The 21,911-nt window shown below is 60.3% G+C and carries 17 protein-coding genes and 1 pseudogene; 4 read left to right on the top strand and 14 right to left on the bottom strand.

The annotated features are described in order from the left end of the window. Positions 1 to 91 precede the first annotated feature (91 nt). Complete coding sequence (locus ACODSV_RS31920) at positions 92 to 2,236, top strand: TonB-dependent siderophore receptor (RefSeq protein WP_454843578.1); 2,145 nt, start codon at positions 92 to 94, stop codon at positions 2,234 to 2,236. Here ACODSV_RS31920 and ACODSV_RS31915 read toward each other — a convergent pair. Further along, positions 2,220 to 3,356, bottom strand: coding sequence for an MFS transporter (locus ACODSV_RS31915; RefSeq protein ID WP_150095366.1), 1,137 nt, complete (start codon positions 3,354 to 3,356; stop codon positions 2,220 to 2,222). The genes ACODSV_RS31920 and ACODSV_RS31915 overlap by 17 nt on opposite strands. 100 nt (positions 3,357 to 3,456) lie before the next feature. Between ACODSV_RS31915 and ACODSV_RS31910 the strand changes: the two genes are divergently transcribed. Then, positions 3,457 to 4,227 (top strand): AraC family transcriptional regulator, encoded by a 771-nt coding sequence (locus ACODSV_RS31910; RefSeq protein ID WP_150056433.1) that lies wholly within the window; start codon positions 3,457 to 3,459, stop codon positions 4,225 to 4,227. A 4-nt stretch (positions 4,228 to 4,231) separates the two neighbouring features. Here the strand turns inward: ACODSV_RS31910 and ACODSV_RS31905 are convergent, their stop codons facing one another. Further along, entirely contained in the window at positions 4,232 to 4,669 is a 438-nt protein-coding gene (locus ACODSV_RS31905; RefSeq protein ID WP_024076042.1) for a carboxymuconolactone decarboxylase family protein, read from the bottom strand. 220 nt (positions 4,670 to 4,889) lie between these two features. Then, entirely contained in the window at positions 4,890 to 5,360 is a 471-nt protein-coding gene (locus ACODSV_RS31900) for an Lrp/AsnC family transcriptional regulator (RefSeq protein WP_069075795.1), read from the bottom strand. A 123-nt stretch (positions 5,361 to 5,483) separates the two neighbouring features. Between ACODSV_RS31900 and ACODSV_RS31895 the strand changes: the two genes are divergently transcribed. Further along, entirely contained in the window at positions 5,484 to 6,728 is a 1,245-nt protein-coding gene (locus ACODSV_RS31895; RefSeq protein ID WP_024076044.1) for a methionine gamma-lyase, read from the top strand. Between the two features lie 229 nt (positions 6,729 to 6,957). Next, positions 6,958 to 7,632 carry a helix-turn-helix transcriptional regulator gene (locus ACODSV_RS31890; RefSeq protein ID WP_024076045.1) on the top strand — a complete coding sequence of 225 codons (675 nt, stop codon included), beginning with the start codon at positions 6,958 to 6,960 and terminating at the stop codon, positions 7,630 to 7,632. A gap of 81 nt (positions 7,633 to 7,713) precedes the next feature. Here the strand turns inward: ACODSV_RS31890 and ACODSV_RS31885 are convergent, their stop codons facing one another. The 11 genes and pseudogenes from ACODSV_RS31885 to ACODSV_RS31835 all read right to left on the bottom strand — a co-directional run. Continuing rightward, positions 7,714 to 8,826: an OmpA family protein gene (locus ACODSV_RS31885; protein ID WP_150095429.1), complete on the bottom strand. Its 1,113-nt coding sequence runs from the start codon at positions 8,824 to 8,826 to the stop codon at positions 7,714 to 7,716. A gap of 23 nt (positions 8,827 to 8,849) precedes the next feature. Next, complete coding sequence (gene tssE / locus ACODSV_RS31880; RefSeq protein WP_150055365.1) at positions 8,850 to 9,290, bottom strand: type VI secretion system baseplate subunit TssE; 441 nt, start codon at positions 9,288 to 9,290, stop codon at positions 8,850 to 8,852. Between the two features lie 3 nt (positions 9,291 to 9,293). Beyond that, positions 9,294 to 9,830 carry a type VI secretion system lipoprotein TssJ gene (tssJ, locus tag ACODSV_RS31875; RefSeq protein ID WP_150095428.1) on the bottom strand — a complete coding sequence of 179 codons (537 nt, stop codon included), beginning with the start codon at positions 9,828 to 9,830 and terminating at the stop codon, positions 9,294 to 9,296. Continuing rightward, positions 9,811 to 10,908, bottom strand: coding sequence for a type VI secretion system baseplate subunit TssG (gene tssG, locus ACODSV_RS31870; protein ID WP_150055367.1), 1,098 nt, complete (start codon positions 10,906 to 10,908; stop codon positions 9,811 to 9,813). The genes tssJ and tssG overlap by 20 nt, the downstream gene beginning before the upstream one ends. After that, the gene (gene tssF, locus ACODSV_RS31865; RefSeq protein WP_150055368.1) at positions 10,872 to 12,641 is read right to left on the bottom strand and encodes a type VI secretion system baseplate subunit TssF; all 1,770 of its coding nucleotides are present in this window, start codon (positions 12,639 to 12,641) and stop codon (positions 10,872 to 10,874) included. Before tssF ends, tssG begins: the two co-directional genes overlap by 37 nt. Positions 12,642 to 12,665: 24 nt before the next feature. Further along, complete coding sequence (tssA, locus tag ACODSV_RS31860; RefSeq protein ID WP_150055369.1) at positions 12,666 to 14,252, bottom strand: type VI secretion system protein TssA; 1,587 nt, start codon at positions 14,250 to 14,252, stop codon at positions 12,666 to 12,668. Beyond that, on the bottom strand, positions 14,249 to 17,596 hold the full coding sequence (locus ACODSV_RS31855) for an ImcF-related family protein (protein ID WP_190300976.1): 3,348 nt from the start codon (positions 17,594 to 17,596) through the stop codon (positions 14,249 to 14,251). Before ACODSV_RS31855 ends, tssA begins: the two co-directional genes overlap by 4 nt. Before the next feature lie 9 nt (positions 17,597 to 17,605). Further along, on the bottom strand, positions 17,606 to 18,730 hold the full coding sequence (locus ACODSV_RS31850; protein ID WP_223817871.1) for a hypothetical protein: 1,125 nt from the start codon (positions 18,728 to 18,730) through the stop codon (positions 17,606 to 17,608). Between the two features lie 113 nt (positions 18,731 to 18,843). Beyond that, positions 18,844 to 19,107: a PAAR domain-containing protein gene (locus tag ACODSV_RS31845; RefSeq protein WP_150055370.1), complete on the bottom strand. Its 264-nt coding sequence runs from the start codon at positions 19,105 to 19,107 to the stop codon at positions 18,844 to 18,846. Positions 19,108 to 19,507: 400 nt separating this feature from the next. Next, positions 19,508 to 20,833: a hypothetical protein gene (locus ACODSV_RS31840; protein WP_150055371.1), complete on the bottom strand. Its 1,326-nt coding sequence runs from the start codon at positions 20,831 to 20,833 to the stop codon at positions 19,508 to 19,510. Positions 20,834 to 20,925: 92 nt separating this feature from the next. Further along, a pseudogene (locus tag ACODSV_RS31835) lies at positions 20,926 to 21,911 on the bottom strand (hypothetical protein); the annotation flags it as partial.

Below are 21,911 nucleotides of genomic sequence, written 5' to 3'. Positions count from 1 at the left end.
CTCCCCCCGCGCCCGGCCTGAACGCTTGTAAAACCGCGCCGTTATGCCTAGCTTATGCGCCCCTCGCCCCGCGCTTCTAAGGCCCTGCCCCATGGTTTTGCGTTTTCGCCCCGTCGTCACTTCCCGCTTCGCCCTCGGCTTGCTGCTCAGCGGCGGTATTGGCAACAGCCTGGCGGCGGAGATCGAACTGCCGGCGGTGAACGTCCAGGGCCAGGACGAGTCCGGTTATCGCAGTGAAACTGCCGCCGTCGGCGGCTTCAATGACGCACCGCTACTGGACACCCCGGCCTCGATCACGGTGATCAACGCCGCGCTGATCAAGGACCAGCAAGCCCGCCTGCTCAGTGAAGTGCTACGCAACGATGCCTCGGTGGGCGACAGCTATGCGCCGATCGGCTATTACGAAAACTTCGTGGTGCGCGGCTTCTCGCTGAATGCCGCGAGCAGCTACAAGATCAATGGGCGCACCATCACCGGCGAACAGAACGTCGCCCTGGAAAACAAGCAGCAAGTGGAAGTGCTCAAGGGCCTGGCCGGCCTGCAAAGTGGGATTTCCGAGCCCAGCGGCGTGATCAACTACGTGACCAAGCGCCCGGAAGACGTACGCTCGGTGACGGTCTCCACCGACGATCGCGGCAGCGGCTATCTCGCCACCGATGTCGGCGGCTGGTTTGGCAGCGAGCAGCAATTGGGCCTGCGCGCCAACGTCGCCCATGAAGACCTCAACTCCTACGTGGAGCATGCCGACGGCCAGCGGGATTTTGTGTCCCTGGCCTTCGACTGGAACATCAGCCCCGACGCCGTGCTGCAACTGGATGCGGAGTACCAGAACAAGCAACAACGCTCGGTGCCGGGCTATCAATTGCTCGGCGGTACGCAAGTGCCCCACGACGCCTCGCCGAAAAAACTGCTGGGTCATCAAACCGGTTCCAAGCAGGTCGGCATCGATTCGTTGAACCTCAACGGCACGTTCGAGTACCGCTTCAGCGACCAGTGGAAAGGCAGTGTCAGCGCGGCGCGCAGCAAAGTGGTGATTGATGACTACAGTTCGTTTGCGTGGGGCGGTGCCACGACCGGCCTCGGTAACTATTTCACCCCCGAAGGCAACTACGACGTCTACGACTACCGCAGCCCCGACGACACCCGCCGTGACGATGAAGTCCAGGCGGCGATGACCGGCATGTTCGACACCGCGGGCATCGGCCATGAACTGACCTTCGGCACCAGCGCATTTCGCCGGGTGATCGACAAGCGTAAGTCCGTCAACGAGTACATCGGCACGACCAATATCGACGAGGATGCGCCGAGCTTCCCGCCCACCGACAAACCGTTGAACGCCCGCCATCGCAACCTCGACAGCCGCCAGTACGGCGTGTTCGTCACCGACCGCCTCCGCTTCAATGAGCACTGGCAAACCATCCTCGGCGGTCGCGAAGTGCGCCTGGATGAAAAAGCCTTCGACGACAATGGCGACCCGGCGCGCCATACCCAGCAATACGTGTTCCTGCCCCAGGCGTCGCTGATCTACAAACCGGTGGAAGACATTTCGCTGTACACCACCTACAGCAAGGGCTTGTCCCTGGGCGGCACGGCGCCGTGGTTTGCGACCAACCCGGGCGAAACCCTGGCGCCGACCGTGTCGCGGCAGATCGAAGCCGGGGTGAAATACGACTGGCGCCGCATCAGCTTCGCCGCCGCCGTCTTCCAGACGCGCCAGGCCTACCAGTACGCCAAGCCGGATGACGCCGGGGCCTTCACCTATGTGCAACAGGGCGAGCAGAAGAACACCGGCGTGGAATTGTCGGCCAACGGCTGGGCGACCGAGCGCTTGCAGATCGCAACCAGCGTGGCGGCGATTCGTGCACGGGTCAGCGGCAGCGGCACAGCGGCCTACGAAGACCACCAGGCGATCAACGTGCCCAAGCTGCGCGCCAGTGTGTACGCCGATTATGCGTTGCCATGGGTCAATGGCCTGGCGCTGCTCGGCGGCGTGCAATACAGCGCCAAGAAGTACGCCAATCGCACCGGCAATGTCGAAGTCGGGGATTACGCGGTGGTCAACGTCGGCAGCCGCTACAGCACCCGCGTCGACGGGTATGAAACCGTGTTTCGCCTGAGCGTCGACAACCTGTTCGACAAGCGCTACTGGCGCGACGCAGGCGAGTACATGGGCGATGACTACCTGTTCCAGGGCGCGCCGCTGACGGCGCGCCTGAGTGCTACGGTGAACTTCTGATCCTACGTGGCATGGCCAACCACAGTGCCGCCAGACCGCAGGCCAACAGGCTCCAACCCAGGTCCTGCGCCCACGTTACCAGGCTCAGCCCGGCGCCAATCGCCAGGTAATACAGCAAACCAAACACAGCGGCGGCGGTGCCCAGGCGGTCGCGATACCCCAGCAGCGCCATGCCCAGTACGTTGGGGATCGCCATGCCAAACGCCAGCACCACCAGCAGCATTGGCCATACGAACAGCCAGCTTTCTTGCAGCATCAATACCCCCACCCCACCCAGCAGTGCCACTGCGGCAGCAGCCAGCACCAATTGCTCGCCATTCATCCCACGCTTGAGCAGCCCTTTATTCAGCCACGCCCCAAGCCCTGACCCCAACGCCAGCAGCACGCCGCTGTCACCGAACGCGGCAGCAGACAATCCCAATCGCGAGAAGATAAACGGCCCCACGCTGTAATAGGCGAACAGTGCGATATTGAACGCTGCCACCAACCCGACGGACCGCCATATGCCAACGTCCCGAAGCATCAGGCCAAAGGTCCCGCCCAGCGACGCCGATGGCAACGATGCAGGGCGCGTCTCGGGCAAGGTCCACAGGCATGCGCCCCACAATACCCCCGCCAGCAGCAACAGCCCCGCGAGCATGCCGCGGTAGCCGAAGTGCTGCACCAGGCTCGCCCCCGTGAACAGGCCAAGCGCCGGGCTGGCCGCCAGGGCAATGCCCATCACGGAAAACACCTGGGCCAACCGGGCACCGTGGAAACGATCGCGCAGCACTGTCTGCGTCGCCACCGAGCCGACCGCCGCACCAAACGCCGCCATGGCCTGGGCCAGCAGCAACCCGTTGAACGTATTCACTCTCAAGGCCAGCAGCGTGGCCGCAATAAACATCGCCAGCCCGGTCAACATGACTGGACGTCGCCCCCAGCGATCACAGAGCCGGCCCCATACCACTACGCCGAACGCAAACCCCAGAAAATACACCGACAGGGTCTGCCCTGCCCGCTCAGGCCCCACCGCGAAGGCCTGGCCAATATCGCCAAGCGCTGGGCTGTACAGGGTTTGCGCCAGTTGCGCAAACATCAGCAAGGCCACGGCCAGCACCCGTAGGTTTTGATCGTTCATCGACAAGTTCTTCCGGGGAAAACAACGGGAAGATTTTACGTAGATGGACCTGGGTTATTATCTGAACTTCGACAAATTACCCATTAAATCGGACAACCCCATGGCTTGGCTCGCCGCTGACACAGCTTTCGACCCGGATCACTATCGGCCGCCTGTCATTGGCATCGCCGCCCTGCTCGGTGACCACGACTCTGGACTGCACCAGCACCAGCGCGGGCAGTTGCTGTTCACCCAGCAGGGCTGCACCCGCATCACCCTGGACAATCAACTGTGCCTGTTACCACCGACCCGCGCAGCGTGGATACCTTGCGCGGTGCCGCATCGCGCAGTGATGCACAAGACCGTCGATTACCGTTCGGTGTATTTGAGCCCGGCACTGGCAGCTCGCTTGCCGACGCAGGTGCGGGTGATTGAAGTGAGTGCGTTGTTGCGTGCAGTGCTGGAACCGATGGCCATGGCGCCCTTCGACACCGATTGGCACAGCGGCCGCTACGCGCATCTGTTGGCACTGTGCCTGGATGAAATCCAGCAGGCGGTCGAGCAACCCATGCTCCTGCCCTTGCCTCGGGATAAGCGCCTGGCACCCTTGCTGACCCAACTCGAACGATTGCCGCCAACCTTGCAAGACCTGGAAAAACAGATTGGCGCCAGCACCAAGACCATCGGCCGGATTTTCCTACGGGAAACCGGCCTGGGGTACCAGCAATGGCGCCAGCAGTGGCGCTTGATGCGCGTCATTGAGCTGCTCGCCAGCGGGCGCAGCGTGGGTTATTGCGCCTTTGAACTGGGCTTTGCCAGCGACAGCGCGTTGATCGCCTTTTTCAAGGGTATGACCGGTACCACGCCGCGCGGCTATTTCAAATCAGGCTGAGGCCTTACTTGGGCATCTTGCGAAAGCCGACGGCCAGGCGGTTCCAGCTGTTGATCGTGGAGATCGCCACGCTCAGGTCGACCTGTTCCTGAGCGCTGAATTCGGCGGCCAGCGCGTTGTAGTCTTCGTCAGGGGCATGGGTCTGGCTGAGCAGGGTCAGGCTTTCGGCCCAGGCCAGGGCGGCGCGCTCACGCGGGGTGAAGAACGGCGTTTCACGCCAGGCCGACAAGGTGTACAGGCGCCGTTCGGTTTCACCGCCCTTGCGCGCATCGGCGGTGTGCATGTCCAGGCAGAATGCGCAGCCGTTGATCTGGGAAACACGCAGGCGCACCAGCTCCAGCAGCGGCAGCTCGATGGACAGTTTGCCGACGGCAGCTTCCAGGGCGCGCATGGCTTTCATGGCGTCCGGGGAGGCGGTGTAGAAATCGGTACGGGTTTGCATGATGGAACTCCAGGGCGGTGAGGATTGGTGGCTAGGTTAGTCACCGCCGTGGTCGGGAAAAATATCCAATTGCGCAGAAGATCAGGTGACCAATTGTGGGAGCAGGCCGCCCTTATCAAACATAAATAATCTATTGATTATTAAGGATTAAAATCTCTTCCTAAGTGACCACATTTTTGTGGCGAGCGGGCTTGCCCCCCCCCTCCCCCAAAAAAAAGCACTACCCCGGCAACGGCATCACGCGCAGCGGCCGCACCGATTTGTAGGAAAAGCTCGAGTAAATCTCCTTCACGCAGGGCAGCGTCTGTAACACTTCCCGCGCGAACTCGCCGAATGACTCCAGGTCTTTGGCCACCACCTCCAACAGGAAGTCATAACGCCCCGACACGTTATGGCACGCCACGATTTCCGGTATCGCCAACAGCCGCTGCTCGAAGGCGCGGGCGATTTCCTGGGTGTGGCTCTCCATCATGATGCTGACAAACGCCGTTACGCCATAGCCCAGGGCCTTGGGCGACAGGATCGCCTGGTAGCCGCTGATCACCCCGCTCTCTTCCAGGTGTCGGACCCGGCGCCAGCACGGCGAAGTGGTGAGCGCGACGCGGTCGGCCAGTTCGGCCACGGTCAGGCGGGCATTGCCTTGCAACGCGTTTAAAAGGGCTTTGTCGGTGCGGTCCAGACTGACGGGCATAACGTGCCTCTGATCATTATTTTTATGGATGTTTCGTCCCATAACCCGGGATTTATCAGCAAACTTTGCAAAGTTCGGCTGTGGTTATGAGCATAGCATTGTAGGAAATAAGGAGCGCCAGACATGAACAATAAACATCCTGCCTTCGGCTTTTCCACCCGTGCCATCCACCACGGTTACGACCCCCAGGACCACCATGGCGCGCTGGTGCCGCCGATCTACCTGTCTGCAACCTTTGCCTTTCCCACCGCGGAATACGGCGCGGCCTGTTTTGCCGGGGAAGAAAGCGGCCACTTCTACACCCGCATTTCCAACCCGACCCTGGCCTTGCTGGAGTCGCGCATGGCCACCCTGGAAAACGGCGAAGCCGCGATAGCGTTCAGCTCTGGCATGGGCGCGATTGCCGCGACCTTCTGGACCCTGCTGCGCCCCGGCGACGAGGTGATCGTCAGCCAGACCGTGTACGGTTGCACCTACGCCCTGCTGCACCATGGCATCAGCGAGTTCGGTATCAAGGTGCGCCATGTCGACCTCACCGACCTGGCCGCGCTGCAAGCCGCGCTGTCCCCGGCCACGCGCATGATCTACTGCGAAACCCCCGCCAACCCCACTTTGCAACTGGTGGACATCGCCGCCATCGCCGCGCTGGCCCATCAGCAGCCCAACATCACCGTGGTGGTCGACAACACCTACTGCACGCCTTACCTGCAACGCCCCCTGGACCTCGGTGCCGACGTGGTGGTGCATTCGGCCACCAAGTACCTCAGCGGGCATGGCGATATCACTGCTGGCATTGCGGTGAGCAACCAGGCCCTGGCGCATCGTATTCGCCTGCAAGGGCTCAAGGACCTGACCGGCGCGGTCATGTCACCCCAGGACGCGGCGCTGCTGATGCGCGGCCTCAAGACCCTGGCGCTGCGCATGGATCGCCATTGCAGCAACGCCCAGGCCGTGGCCGAGGCCTTGCAGGCGCACCCCGCCGTGGCATGGGTGACTTACCCTGGGTTGCGCTCTTTCCCGCAGTACGAATTGGCGGCCCGGCAAATGCGCCAGTCCGGCGGAATGATTGCCTTCGAACTCAAGGGCGGTATCGACACCGGCCGGCGCTTCATGAACGCGCTTCAGTTGTTCACCCGCGCCGTCAGCCTGGGTGACGCCGAATCCCTGGCCCAGCACCCGGCGAGCATGACCCACTCCACCTACACCCCGGAAGAACGCGCACAGCACGGCATCAGTGAGGGCCTGGTGCGTTTATCGGTAGGCCTGGAGGACGTCGCCGACCTGCTCGCGGACGTTCGGCAGGCCCTGGCCCAGTGCATGCGTATCGCGCCCCGTCACACCCGGACGGCTGAACCGGCGCTGAAATAACGCCAACGCCTGGGGTTAAGCGTTCCCACAACGGTGGCCGGCCCAGTCCGACCGCCGTTGAGGCAATTGCATCGCGCTTTCGCGGATTGGATCCCCATGCCGAGCCGGGCCTGTACTAGCATAGGTTTTCCGGCGGGCGGGATTTTCACTGTGGGTTATTCGCATTGGCCAGCACCTTGCCCCCCCGTCGCGATAAGGCCGAATACCCGCACTTTTCATGGATGAGTTGATGAACGCACACCTGTTCCCCCATATCGGCAAGGTCATCGCCAGCACCGGCAGCCGCCATTTCCCGCGCATGCTGCATGACCTGATCCTCACCCAACTGGCCGTGGACGCCACCCATATCACGCAACTGCAGGTCAGCCCCGAAGGCCATACCCGGCGCAAGATCAGCCCGGTATATACCGACTCGGTGACCGCCGGCAGCGCCGAACCACCCGCCGCCCAACTGCACCTCACGCGGCGCAAGGACGATATGCGCTACGTACTGTCGGTGTACCGCTCGCCCCCGTCAGCGTGTTTTTCCGCTCAGGAACGCAGCCTGCTGCAAGACTTCTCCACCTTGCTGCTGCCCATGGTGGAAAAACACATCAACGCCATCCAGCCTTGCCGCACTGTCAGCGACCCGGTCGTAGCGCAAAACCACGGCCTCGACACCCTGCGCCGACGCATCGAAGAACGCCTGGTGCAATCGGGGCTGAACCTGTCCAAGCGCGAGCTGGAAGTGTGCGTCGGCCTGCTGGCCGGGCGCACCGCGCCGGAACTGGCGGAACAGCTGGCGCTGAAGGTCAACACCATCGAGAGCTACCTCAAGCGCGCGTCGGTCAAGCTGGGTATCAGCGGTCGGCATTCGTTGTTGCGGTGGATGTATGCGACGCAGGAAGGGGCGGCCGTGAGTTGAGGGGGCACTCTTGCGCCATGTACGAGCGAGGGTCCCCACGACCGTCGTGGGGGTCAGCACAGCGGGCAGCGGCCGTTCACGTTACTCCAACACCAACGCCCCCTCTTCACAGGCGCCCACCTGCGGCATCAGGTGAATATCAACGCGCCGATTGGCGCTACGTCCGGCCTCTGTCTCATTGCTGGCAATCGGCTGACTCGCCGCGAAACCCTGCACGGCAAAGCAGCTGTCAGCGATATCGCCCATGCGCTGCATCCAGCCCCTTACGGCTGAAGCTCTGGCGTGGGACAGGGCCAGGTTCTGCTCCACAGCTCCGGTCGAATCGGTATGGCCGGCGATAACGATCAGCCAGCCTGGCTGGGCCTTGATACCCACCAAGGCATTGATCAGCACTTTGGTTGACCCCGTTTTGAGCGTTGCGCTGCCGGCATCGAACAATGCCAGACTGTCCAGCCGCACCGGCTGGGGCATGAAGGGTTCACGCTCTGGTTTCGCCAGCCACGTCCACCCACCTAGCGCCGCCACCAAGGCGACGACAAGTCCTGCGACGGGCAGCCACGGGGCCATGCGCTGCCGACGCGGTACCCGTTCGGGGGGTGGCAGGAGCACGACAGGGGTCAACAACGCCGGCGCGATGCCCCTGAGGGGCGCCAACGCCGCTTCACTCGACACCTGGCACTGCTCCAGACGCTGGATCAGGCTGCCGACCTGACCGCGCAGGCCCCGCAGCGTTAACAAAGGGCTGGCTATCTGAGCCAGCAACCGCGCTTGCAAACGGGCCAGCACGAGGTCCAATTGAACCAGCGCGGGCACACTGTGGGCCGTCATCCCCCTGCTGCGCAGCAGCAGTTGAAGTTGGTCGAACAACCATGCCAGCAAGTCCAGGCGCACCGACACCATCGGCGGCCACAGCCGCGACCACTCAGCGCCAAGCGCCTCAATCAACGCCATACCTTCCGTGATGCCCTCCGGCCCGTGACGCTGGCCGCGTGCCAAGGTGTAACAGCAGGCGGTTTGCAGGTCTGCGCCGTTTTGCTGGAACAGCGCAAGGCACCCTTGTTCCACCTTGACCCAGTCCACATCCGGGCAGGCGGGATGGCTGAGCTTGGCCAATTCATCGCGCACGGCCGTGAACTCACTGAAGCCGCGCGGATCGCCGCCGACCTGAATACGCATCTCAAACAACGCCGTCATCGGGCTTCCCTTCCGTACTCGGTTCAAGGTTTCGACAGGTATTGCTGTCGCTTCAGATGGCGTACCAGCACCTTGCCTTCGGGCGCCAGGGTGGTGCCGAAGTTCACGTGCTGCCCGTCCTTCAGTTGCAGGTCCAGGGCATAGTCCAGATGCCCCGGCAGTGCCTGGGGCAGCAGTGCGATGGAAACCGCCGCCAGGCGTGGTTCGTACTTGAGCAAGGTGGCGGTCATGGTCCCAATCAGCCCATGGGCCGTGGCAGGCAAGCCTTGCAGGATCAAGCCCATGTCCGGCAACCCGTAGTCCGGCAGATGGCTGAGCGCGCCTGCGCGGCTGTTAAGGATGCGCTGTAAGTTGTCCAGCACCGACAGGGCGTACTGGTCCTGCTCGCTGACGCAGTGCAGCTCGAGTTCACCGTCAAAATTTTGCAGCAGCATTTCGTAGAGCGAGGGGCCGCACTCGGTCATGACTCAGTCCTTCTCCAAGGGGCGCAGGCTCAAGCGGTTATCCCCCAGCTCGACCACCCGCGCGCGATCAGGGTCCAAGTCGTCACGCATCAACGTCAGGCGCCAGGTGTTCAGCCCGGTATCGGGGCTGCGGAACAAAGCCACCACCGAGACGAACTTCGCCTCCTTGTCCATGGGCACGTTCAGTTGCGCGCCCTCCTCGGGTTTCACCACCAGCGATCGCTTGTCCAGCAACGCCCCCGTCAGCAAACCGTCGTCGTCGCCGAGCAACCCGTCGTAAGTGGCCCGCGCCATCGCCTGGTTGTCGCGCAGTTGGTAAACCCGTATCAAGGTCGGCACCGACAAGGCACTCATATCGGAGGCATGGGTGTTCAATGCCGAGCGCGCACTGAAATCCAGATGCAGGGTTTTGACCTGTTTGTAGAAGATCGCCCTGGCGGTGGATGCCGTGCCATCCGCCACGGTTTGGGCCAGCCCACACGCGCCCAATGGCAGTGCAAAAGCCGCGAGTATCACGAGATTAAAAACGGTACGCCACATGCTGTGTCTCCCTGTTGTGGGGATTAATCAAAAGACCTTGGTAGCGGCCCAGGTTGATCGTGAGGGTGTCGTGCTCCGTCACCCGCCAGGCATCGCGCCCCAAACCGAGAACAGCGGTCATACCGAGCCGGATGGGCGCATGCCCCAACACCGGCACGGGCAGGCTGGGCAGCGGTAGTGACAACTGCAGTTTCGCCGTGCAACGCCACCCCAGGTAGACGCGCAGCAGCACCAGCAGATCGCCGTGCAACTCGCCTTCAGGCAGCCAGGCACGCGCCTCCTGGGGGTCTTCGGTATGGAGCATCAGGCGCAACTGGCTGGTGGCATCACGGCCGACGCTGCCCAGCGGTGTGCCTTGAGACACACTCACAGGGTGTTCGCGGGAAAGGCTGGCTGGCTCACTCAGCACAATGTTCTGCGGCCAATGTGGGGTCACCTGTGCCCGGGTGTTGGGGGCAAGGAGCTTGACCAGCGCGACGATGCCTTGCGCATTCCGCGTGGGCAGGCGCATTACGCTGAGCAAGGCCAGAAAGCGCGAGACTGGCGTGGCAACCTGCTGGGCAGTACCAGGAATGCCCAGGCCGATCAGGCCCAACAGGCATTGCGAAGTCGCATCGGTGCCACCGGCTTCGAACGTTGCCGGGTAGGAGTACTTGCGCCAGATCCGGTAAAGCTGAGTGAAAATCCGGTGATTGAACATATCCAGGAACGCTTCCAACGCTGCATGCCCTTCCCGACGTTGCGCGATGTCATCCAGAAACACCGTCGGCATCGGCGAGTCGACCCCGTACAAACCGAGCAAGCGGGTGCGTACCGTCGCTGGACGCTCCGGGCGAGCCTCATCGGTTTCGATCGCCTTCAACTCGCTGGCAGGAAACCCCATGCCCGGATCGGGCCGAAAGCGCACGGAATCATCGGCGGGGTGCGCAGTGCTGCCCAAAGGCGGATGCCCTGGCAATGCGTGTTCCAACAACTGACAAAACCGGTACAGATTGGCCTCGGCCACTTGCGGCTGCAGGGTATCCAGCAAACCGACGGCTTTCAGCCGGGAATACGCTGACTGTGGTTCTCGTTCCATCGCAGGCACTTTCCAGTAGGTTGAAGGATCAGCGTGAGCTGGGTGTACACATGAATGTCGGCATACAGGGCAAAGAAACGGTTAAGCATTTCGCCGAACAGGCTGATGTCGCCCTCCCCCGAAAAACCATGGGCATCCAGGGTGATTTCGATATCTACCCCGCGCAGCAAAAAGCCTTTTTCGAAACGCTGAACCAGGTGATGCCGGACCTCGACAATCGCGGCCAAGCGACGACGATTCAGCTCACTGCCAGTCCAGTCATAGAGCGCGAGCGTCCCTCTCAGCACCTCGGCGCTACCCAGCATTGGCAGGAAGTTCGACCCCAGGTGGCTGAGTACCCGCCAGTGAAAACGGTCGCGGTTCGGCGGGTAGCAGGGCAAGGTCGGCGCGCACAGGTTGCGCACACGCAAAGCGGCTTGAGTGGACTGCACCACCGTATCGAGCATCGTGCTTTGCAGCGCCTTGCGCGGTAACTGACCGTGAGTACCGGTCAGGCGCAGCGACAGGTTTTCCTGCGCAAGCAGGCGGTCTTTGTCGAAGCCCTCGCCCCCCAGGATCAACCAGGTGTCATGCAGGCCATTCGCCGCGCGCTTCAGACGCGTATGGAAGTAGCGTTCCGGAGCCTCATCACGCAGCATGCCGCCCTTGTGGCGAAAGCTGGTGAACGGCACGTAGTCCTGGCGCTCGCCGTTTCTCGACGCGGTCACGCGGTCCACTGAATAGATCTCCAGATGGCCGTCCTGCAAGCGCATGGGACGCAGCAGGTAGTCGGTTTGCAACGGCGCCAAAGTCATCGGGTCGGCCTCCAGCGGGAACAGGTTGATCACCGGCACGGCGTGCAGGCGGATGTGCTCGCTGTTCAGGTCGAAGGTAGAGGGCCAGGGTTCACGCAGCACCACCTCAAGCTCAAACCAGTCAGTGCCGGGGGCAAGCTGCAAGTGCTCCAAACCACACAGGGTCACGAACATGAATTTTTCGCGGAAGCTGAAATACTCCAGCAGTAGCTGATAACCGCTGAAGGCGCTGTCGCCCTTGGGCCACAGCCGGTCTTCTTCAGCAAACCCCTTGGGCGCAAAATGCCCGGTGAATGGCTGGCGTTCGGTTTGGCCGTCCCAGCGCACATACAACGCCAGGGTGTTGAGGGTCAGCGCCTGATGCAGTGCACTGGCCAGGGGGCCATCAGCATTCAGGTACAGAGGCAGGCGGCTGAGGTCGATCTCGCTCCAGTCGGTCAACGCACCGCAGGCAAAGCGCAGACGCAACACTGAGCGACCACCCGGCTCAAAGCCCCGCCCGACCGCGATCAGCGCCAACGGCCGCAGGGTCAGGTCCTGGGTGGTGGTGTAGCGGCAACGGGTACGTTGGGGCCCGACGGGTTGCGACAGCACTTCAAAACCCTGGGCGATCAACTCGCTGCTTTTCATCTGCGCCAGTTCCGGCACCAGCTCGACCACCGACAGCGACGGAATGGTGCGCAGGTAATGCGGCCATAGCAGGCTGACCAGCCCTTCGGTCAGCTCCGGCAGGTCATCGTCGAGTTTCTCCCGCAAGCGGCCCATCAGGAACGCAAAGCCTTCGAACAGGCGCTCCACATACGGATCCTGCGCGCCTGGCTTGTCGAGGTTGAGCTGTGCGGCCCGGTCGGGGAACGCCTCTGCGAACTCCTTGCCGGCCTCGCGCAGGTAGCGCATTTCGGCGTCGAAGTAGTGCAGCGTCAGATTGTCCATGCTCACAAAAAAACTCCTGGTGTATGAGGGTTAGCCGCAGAGCACTGCGGCGCGTACCGGGTCGATGGCCACCAGTGCCGCCAGCAAGGCTTCCATGCGCCGCGCCAGGGTGGGTTTGTCGGCGTCGTTGCGCTGGGCTTTCACACGCAAGAGCTTGAGCAGGCGCGCCTTGACCTCGAAATTCAGCTCGGGCTCCCATTCAGCCAAGGCCTGGCGTTGCGCGGTGGCATCCAACTCCCCGAGCAGGTGGATGGCCAGGTCGCTCTTGCCATACTGTTCGGCCACCCGCGCCATCAACAGGCGCAGCAACCAGCGTTGGCGACCGGTGTGGACACCGGGGCGTGCGGCCAGCCAGGCGAACGCCTGATCCACGCCGTCGCTGTCCGCCTGGGCGATGGCCTCGCCTTCCAGCGACAGGACGTCGCCTTCGTCTGCCGCAGCAGCCACCGACGTGGCAGGCAACCATTGCGGGGGTTGGTTACCGCTGACGTGCTGGGCAATCCACTCGCGGGTAGTTTCGTCAGCGAAGGGGCTACCGTCGCTCCAACACAACACCTCCAACCCAGGCAGGCGTTCGAGGAACATGCCCAAATCACGCTTGGCAATATCGGCCCAGCGGTCCTGGGGCGCAGGCTGTTTGCTCAAGGCCTGATACAGGTACCACTGCAGGTCCAACCAGAAATGGTTCACCCCTTCGGCATAGATCCGCTCGACCTGGTCGATCAACTCCGTCCAGTTCTGTTGCAGGTACAAACGCTTGAGCTGCGCCCGATACTCCCCCCTTGGCGGTGCCAGACGCGTATGGTTGTTCGCCTCTTGCGGCGGCGCCTGATGCACCGTGTCCCAGCGCAGGCTCTTCATCAGACGGTGCGCCGCCAGCCATCCCAAGGGTTGCTCGCGCAGGTAACCGGCCAAGGCCCGACCGCTGTCCAGCAGGTCGCGCCCGGATTTGATCGGCGTGATGGGTGATGTGCTGGCTTGCACGGACGACTCGTGGCTGGCGGTGTTCTGCGGCACCAGTGCCTCCATCCCGCCGGACTGTGCCAGCCGCGCGGACAAGGCCGCATACAGCGGTTCCAGGTTCGGCCGCTGCGCCTGAGGCCACGTATTCAACCCACGCTCAAGCCAGGCAAGCGCCGCAGCGGTGCGCTCGGCTTCGGCCTTGACCACCTCCGGGTACAGCAGCAGTGTGTCCAGCACCTTGCTGCTGGCCAACCATTCCAGGGCCATCTTGCGGCTGTTGGGGCGTGTGGGCAGCACAGCGTCGGCAAAGCGCTCCACCAGCGCGGCCAGCAGGCTCAATCCATCGACCAAACCGACTTCGCCGTCTTTGTGCAAGCGCGCCCACAGGTAGTAAGTGGCGACGCGCAAGTCCTTACAGGTGTGGATGAGCAGCTTCTGCGCCAGGTGGGCGACCTGCTCGGCATCGGCACCGGAGAGCTTGCTGACCTCTTCGCGCATGCGCTGGAAGTCATCGTCGTAACCGGGGTCTTCGCCGACGGGAAAATTGGCGCTGATGGGTTGCAGCCAGGGTTGCCAGTGGTCGGCCTGTTCGTGGGCGACGCAGAGTGCATCGCGGGTGCCGAGGCAGCGGGTGATCAAGGTGCGCAGGCTCATTGGGAACTTCCATTTTGTGCAAAGGCTGCTTGGGGGTCGTGCTCGTTGAGAAATATCTGCGGCGGCAACTTGAAGCCCCTCAACCTGAGCAACGCCAACGGCCCTGCATCCAACTCCGTGCGCAGGTGCCAGGTCAGGCTCAAGCCATCCGGCGCCTTGAGCAGCAGGCGATAACGGCTGTGACCATCGTCCAACGGCGTGACCTGGGCGTTTTCCAGCCAGCGGATCAGGCCCCAGGTGCCGGGGTAGTCGCCGAACAAGCGCTCGCCGGCCCGCACGCTGGTCCAGCTCAGGCTCACGCCGGGGTAGTCGCTGTGGCCCGGCCAGTTGAAGCGCTGCCAGCTTTCCTTCTGGTTGAAGTACTGGTGCCGCTCGCCGTTGTGGATGAAGGTGGTCTGCACCACATCGCGCACGGCTTTGCCTTGCAGCTCGAAGCTCAGCCCCATGCCGCCGTCGGTGTAGAGCACATCGGCAAGGTCACTGAGCTGATTGATGGCGCTGAGAAACTGCGGGTTGAAACGCAACCCTTGGCTGTGGCGCGGATCGGCGACCCACTGGCTGCCTTCCTTGCGCAACACACCGCTCAATTGCCGCTGTAGAAACTGCTCGATGCGCCCCGAATCCGCGCGGATCATCTGCCCCAGCATCGGTAACGAGGCGTCGCTGGCCGTGGCCGCAAACGGGTAGCGGCTGGCGAAGGCCGCGTCCCACTGGCTGACGATGGAGCGCTGCCACTGGCTGTTCAGGCCGGCGGCGGACGGTTGCAAGACCCGCTGCCAGGCCTGTTCCAACGGCTGCACGAACAGCGTCTGCGCCGCCCCGCTCCACTGCGCGCCGAGGCTGGCGGCCAGTAGGCTGCCGTAGGCCTGGGTGTCGGTGAGGTCGATGCGGCGGCCTTGAAACACGGTTTGCGCCAAGGCCTGGGTCATTTCCAGCGGGTCGGCGGCGGTGCTGACTTGCTGCAACTTCAGGCGCACGCGTGTCACCCGGGTGAGAAATGCCTGGAGGCTCAGGCCGTCGTTGTTGTTCTTGTCCAGCAGTGCCAACAGCGGGCCGAAGGTCGGATCCAGCGGGCCCTTGAATTCGTGCGCCGGAACGTTGTCCTGGCCGATCAGCTGTTGCGCGGACGTCACCAGCGAATCGGCCAAGGCCTGGGTTCGAGTGCCGGCCTGGGTTTGGTAAGCCACGGTATTCATCAGCGCAATCAGCGGCGATTGGCGCACATCGCTCATCAGCGTCAACTGGTCGATTGACTCGTCGAGACTCGCAGCCGGCTGCCAGCGCAGGCTGTTGAGCAGGTCCAGCCAGGCGCTGGCGTAGTCCTGGAAGTAGCGCTCGGTTAGCCTTTCGCGAAGCTGGTCCGGGCTCAATCGGGTGTCGATGTCGGCGGGTTTGTCGCTGAGTACCCAGTCGATTTCCTCGCGCCGAGCGTCGGCGATCTCGTCGATAGCTGAGCGCACCTGGCCCTCCCAGGCCTGGCGGGTGAAGACGCCGGGCACGCTGGCGTCGGTAGAAAACAGCGCGAAGGCATCGGTGTCGCCGACCAGTTGATGCAGGTCCAGGGCCGGGTAGTGATTGGCGGTGTCGTCGAGCAGTTGCTGGTACAGGCTGGCCTCGGCATTACGCTGGCCCAGTTGGCCAAGCAGGATCTGCCGCACCTGCGCGACCAGCCGCGCGTCGGGCTCAATGCGCCAGGCGGGGTTGGCGGCCAGGTGCTCGCCATAAAATTGCCAAAGCGTGGGCGACAGGGTTTGCCAGAGGCCTGGCGTTATCCCTGTGCGGGAAGGCTCGACGTTGCCCAGGGTTTTGACCAGCAGAGTGGCATCGGCTTTGTCTGGACGCGCCATCATCAGGTAGGCCTTGAGCTGGTCGTACGCCTCGCGAGCACGTTCGGCGCGCTCGGGGTTGTCCGGGGCCAGCTTGACCAATGCACTGAGTGGCTGACGAAGCGCGGCGGCGGCAGGATCTCGAATCAGGCGGTTGTTGGCCTCGACGTAGCGCGGCCACACCGTTTCCAACAGCGCTGGGTTTTGATTCAGACCGAAGCGCTGGTACCACGGCGCACCGTGTTGGACGCGGTCATCCAGGCGCGCTAATTCGCGGACCAGTTCGTTAAGCGCCTGGAGCTGTTCGTCAGATTGCGAAGCGCGCTGCAAGGCTGACAGCGAGGTGTGTAACTGGGCGATCTGCGCGCGGTTGCTGATAAAAGACAACAGCAGCCCCGCGCTCCACAGCACCGCCACGCCGAGGGCCAGTGCGTAGCCGATGCGGGGCGCACTCCAGCCGAATCGACGGTGGCTGGGGGCCTTGTCATCGAGGACGCCCTGCCAGGCGGCATCGACCGGCCAGAAATGTTCGGGCATGTTTTGGATCGGCAGCACCGGCAGACTGAACCACACCCCACGCAACGGCACCCCAGCGGCAAACTCGCCAGCCAGGGCCGCCAAGGTGTGACGCCAACGCGCAATGCCCTCGCCCTGCAAATCCCGCGAAAGGCGCAGCAGGAAGTCATGGGTCATGACCGCGTTCATCTGCGCCAGGCCCTCGTGGCGCAAAGGTTCCAGCAAACGATTCAGAGCGGTTTCCAATACCGCCGGCGTAAAACGCGCGGGCAAATGGCAGCCGACCGGTTGTGCCTTGCGACCCGCCTGACGCCATGAACTGTCGCAGACCTGCCACAGGTGCAAAGGCAACTGCCAGCCAAGACGTTTGGCCAGGCTTTGCAACCGATGCACACCCGCGCCCATCGCGGCATCGTCGGCGGCTTGGGTTTTGTTCAGTGCCCAGACCACGCCGTCCAATGCACGCCAGCGGCTCAGGCCTTTCCATTGTTCGGAGAATGATTGATCCAACGCCGCCTGGGCACTGCCGCCCCAGAGCAGGACGGTGCCTTGGCCTTCCAGCCAGAAGAGCTTGGTCAAGGTTGGGGCGAGGGCTTCGATTTCGGTGGGTTCGCCGATGACGAGTTGCAGGCGGGTTCTGTAGCGCCAGAAGAGGCCATAACGAGCCCGCAGTTGCTTTCTAATCGAGCTAACGCGTTGCGCGGCGTCTGTATCAAGGGACTTGGCATGGTCAGCCAGCATAGGCCGGGGCACATCATCCGCCTGCACTTGCCGGTAAGCCGAATGCCCCAACCGGTGCCCCAAAAAATGGTAGCCCACAACGCACATCACCAGGACCAAGGTCGTAACGGCTATCACCCACAATCCCACGATTTGGCGATCACCACCGGAGCGAAGCCCAACCAGCTCGGGGTACTGCCAGACCAATACCCCCAGCACCGTACCGATCAACAACAGTACGACGACCAAAGCTCCTAACCACACAACAAGTCGAGTCTGCATTCGAAGTTCCTATTTCGAAAGCGATGGCACAGGCGTCAAGACCGTGCTCCAGAGCCCTGCATCAATGCAGTTGCTCCCGCTGAAAATGAATTGCGGCCCGGCGCCGCTCTGAATGGTCTGCGTTGCGGCGGCAATCGCCAGCCACGGTGATGTTTTGCCCGGGTTCCCCAGCGAGGTATCCAGGTTGTAAAATCCTTGATTGTTCTTCGCAGGGAGCGGCACGGCCGCCAAGACGTTGCTCAGCCCCTCATTCCTCCGCACATCAACTCCCACTCGCCAGGTTTGCTGGATCGACTGCGCGTCGAGAGGCACCCAGTCCAACGCCTGGCGCGCGGCGTAGAGCAAAGCTTCGGTGGTCGACTCACGCTCCTGCTCCGGGCGATGCAGGTAGGCGATTGGGGGCAAGACGGTTTGCGTCAGGCGATTGCCAAAAAGCAGCCCGACCGCTGCTTCAGCCGTTCCTTCTGGCTGCTGCGGTGCAAACTGCAGGGCCACCACCAACAAAGACGCCTGATCGCTAATCCGCTGATCAAGCCATTGGTCCAGTGCGGCAAGGCCACTTCCTTCGACAGGGACAGTGGGCTGGCGAATGCCGGATTCGCTCCATGCTTGTTGCCATAGGTCCTGCCACACGTGTTCCGGCAAAGCGCTATCGACCTCCAACAGCAATGCCAACGGAGTATCGTCAGACAGTTGCTTCAGAGTCGGCACCAAATCGGCAAGCACTTGCTTCAATAGCCTTAGTAACGCCTGCTCAGGAGTGTCATCCGCATCGCCTGCTATCCGGCTGTGACGCGATACAGTTTGGCCCTTCCTGGACGGCTGGGCCGTGATCGCCTTGACCTCGCCTCGCAAGGAACCGAGCAGTGTCGTTACCGACGCATCCGGCGCTCTCAAAGCTGTGTGTAGACTTACACCCAGTACCTGCTGCACGCGCCGACCGCGCCGTATTTTTTGGATCAAATCCTCTTCACGCGCGTTATCCCACCCATCAGCGACCTGTTGCTGACCGCAATACAGCAACACACGCCCGAAGCTCAGTAAGCACCAACCAAAGAGTGGCCACCCCAAAGCCATCCCCCAGAAACTCGCGGGATGTTCGCGTAACGACTGGGAGCCGAACAAAAGCGTCACGCACACGCCGAGCAGCAAAAGCAGCAGCGGCAGTACACCTAACCAAAGCCACCCCCTCGGCCGCGAGGGTCGTGGCGACGGTGCTGGAACTTGATCCAGTCTGACCGGCATAACTAGCTCGCACTCGCTTGAGGCAGAGACGAAATCAGGGTGCAACCACACGCGCAACGATGCCCATGAAACGCGATCGGAATGCCATGGTCGTGAAATGTTGGGTGCCCCTCGGCAATCTCTGTTCGACCATGGCCGGGAATCGGACAGTCCACCGGGTCGCCCTTGCGAGCAGCACCAATGCCTCTGAAGATCATGACCGTGGACCCTGATAGAACAGTGCCGCCGCTGGTTGTTTTGTCACCTATGCGAATGATATTTTTCATGTTCTATCTCCACTCACGAAACGATTCAATTACTTGCCCTGCGAAAGGGTCATATTTGCTTAGCTTCGAAAAACCCCAATCTTTCATAATACTTAGCTAGTTCACACTAAGGTTTACGAAGACAGACAAGTCATCGCAAGAGTCGTAACCCGCAACCTTTACTTCACAATCACTCCCTGACATGACGAAAGCGCTTTCATTACCAACAATCCGGACAGCTCGAGACATTAAGAGCGGTGCCTGCCAACAATAATTGCCCACGCTCGCCATTCACTGGCGCGAATTCAATCGCGCCCATATCATAAAAATCGGACGCACGTTCACTCAAACGCATTACCAACTCGCGACCCTCAACATTTTGCCCGGGACGCCAGCACTAAAAATCAACAATGTCGATACACTAAAACGTCTTACAACTGACTAGATCACTGCACTTCAACCACCCCTCTGTAGTAACGCCCCCTGAAAACCTGAACTCAACCCAATCTTCACCGTCATTGCTATAAAACCCCAAAAGGGTAATTCTATCTCCTCGTATTAAATATTTTTGCGTAGACTTAGTCGCAGCAGGGGAAGGAAAAATCCTAGCCTGGATAGATGCCACGGTAGAGACTAATTCGGTACGTTTTTCGAAATTCATGTCGTCGGACACTAACGACCTTATAGGTGAACCAGCAAAAGGGTAAACTATCCGACTTACCTCACCACACCCGACACAACGATCCGACATCTTTATATTTACTTGCCTACCTTCAGCAATGTAAATATCTTCAACCCAAGTAGCCCCATCCTTATAAGAGCTAATAATATAGCCACCTCTAACCTTAAAATTACAAAGACCTCCCCGATTAAAAACCAACTCCTTTAAAGAGCGATCACTACTTTCGTAACGCAGTACTCTCGAGCAAGAATTAACACCATCTCCCGCCAAATGAAAAATCACCTCTCCGACCCCGTCACCGGTAATATCCTCAATATGCACGTCATCGTATACCGCCTCAATCTCACGTAAAAAACCTCTTGGCACCAACAGGCCATATTTTGCTCCATGATCAAATACAGACAGCGCAAGAGGTAGGCGACTCTCAATCTTTATTGCCGGTTGAGCCGTCTGTACTGTTTCACCTGTAGGCAGCATTCCAGTTGCACCCATAATCGCTCTCAACTTTAAAGAATTGCTCGCATCGCCGTCACGTTCCAGCAGCGTCAACATGTCACTATATATATTTTTGTTTGTCTCGCGAGGAGGGTCGCAAGCTAGAATATTATCAAATGTCGTTCCCTCTAAAAAATACGCGAGAACCCTTGGAGAGGAAACTTGAATTAAATCCTTTCGTCCGGACGCGTAGTCCTTGTAGACCTTGTCGATGGTTGGTAAATCTTTAGTCAAATCGTATCCGTTAATACTCAGTGAGCTACGCCACAGACTAGAAGCCCCCCACCCTCCTCCACACTGTTCTCCAGCTGATACATTCACAACGCAACCATCAGACATTCTTACAAACGCACAAAGATATATGGTATCAGAGTGCCCCTCGTACTCCTCCCCCACTTCAGAAAAATGTACCACCGAGTAGGCTTTATCAGGAGAAAGATTACCAGCATCATACTTGCTATTATAGTTATAACTTAACCCCTCATCAAATATTCGCAGAATCCTTCCAGTGTTTGTTTTGTAGACCAGCGACTTATAGTCGCCATCAACCCCATCCGAATAGAGGAGCAAGCCTGATCCCCCCTGGATAGTGGTCGCCATCAATCTAGTAGAGGTTAGCACAGCCAAAAATAACAAAATTATACTTCTCACTATAACGCCCTTTATAATAACCCACGAAGGTGACTGTAGCGTTCACTCGGAGAGTTCATATTGCGAGCTGGCCCGTAAATCGTTATCAATTCTTCCTCGTACTTCAGGCGACTATCTCCCCACTGGGATGGATCTAAACTCAATTCAGGGTGGCGACTGCGCAATACGTCAATTGCGCTCTTGAGGCTACGTGACACATTAGCGGGCGCATTCACATCGTGATCAAGAACCAGAGCACGTCCGAGCCTTGACTGGAAGAAATCACTTACGGGATTGGCGTAACCGAGAGGTGACTTCGAGAGAGCCACTCTCATACGGGCAATAAAATCAACCACCTGCTTTTTCTGAAACTCTTCATGAAGCATTGCACTCGCAATCGAAGCCAGAGCTTCTGACTTTTTGGGAAATCCAGAATCAGTTTGACCAAATCCTTTTTTTATGAATTCATACAGCGCATTCCCGGTTATCTCTTCATTCTCCGTCTCTCCTGACGAGTAATATATTCTTGCTCCATTGGACTCTTGCCTGATGGACCAACCGCACTTAGCAAAAATTTCGCTAAATAAAACTCGATTTTCCAATTTAAACTCACTGATCTGCTTGGGTAATTCGCCATAACCTTCAGGAGTTACAGTTTTCTGCATAGCTCCGGCACTAAATGTTTGCCAGTCCCAGGCTTGAACTGCGTCCATGGCCCCTTCATTCGACGACATGGCAATCACAATAGCCTTTTCATCACTTGTTGCTTTTCCCTTACTGATCAGATCGTCCCAACCTGAAAATCTGTTTAACTTCTTAGTCCCATGATATACAGGGCCATAATACGTCATGTCAGGGTATCCTCTCCTCTTCCTAACCCATCTATATCTCGAAAATTTAATATCTAAACAACAACCACAAGTGCACTCATCTCTCGTCAGAAATTGTCCTACCAACCCCACCGGATGCAAGTGATAAACCTGCCCATCCACCGGCAATCCAACTCCCTCCGCCACTT

Source organism: Pseudomonas sp. FG86, assembly GCF_057808775.1.
This window is presented reverse-complemented; position numbering and strand designations above follow the sequence as displayed.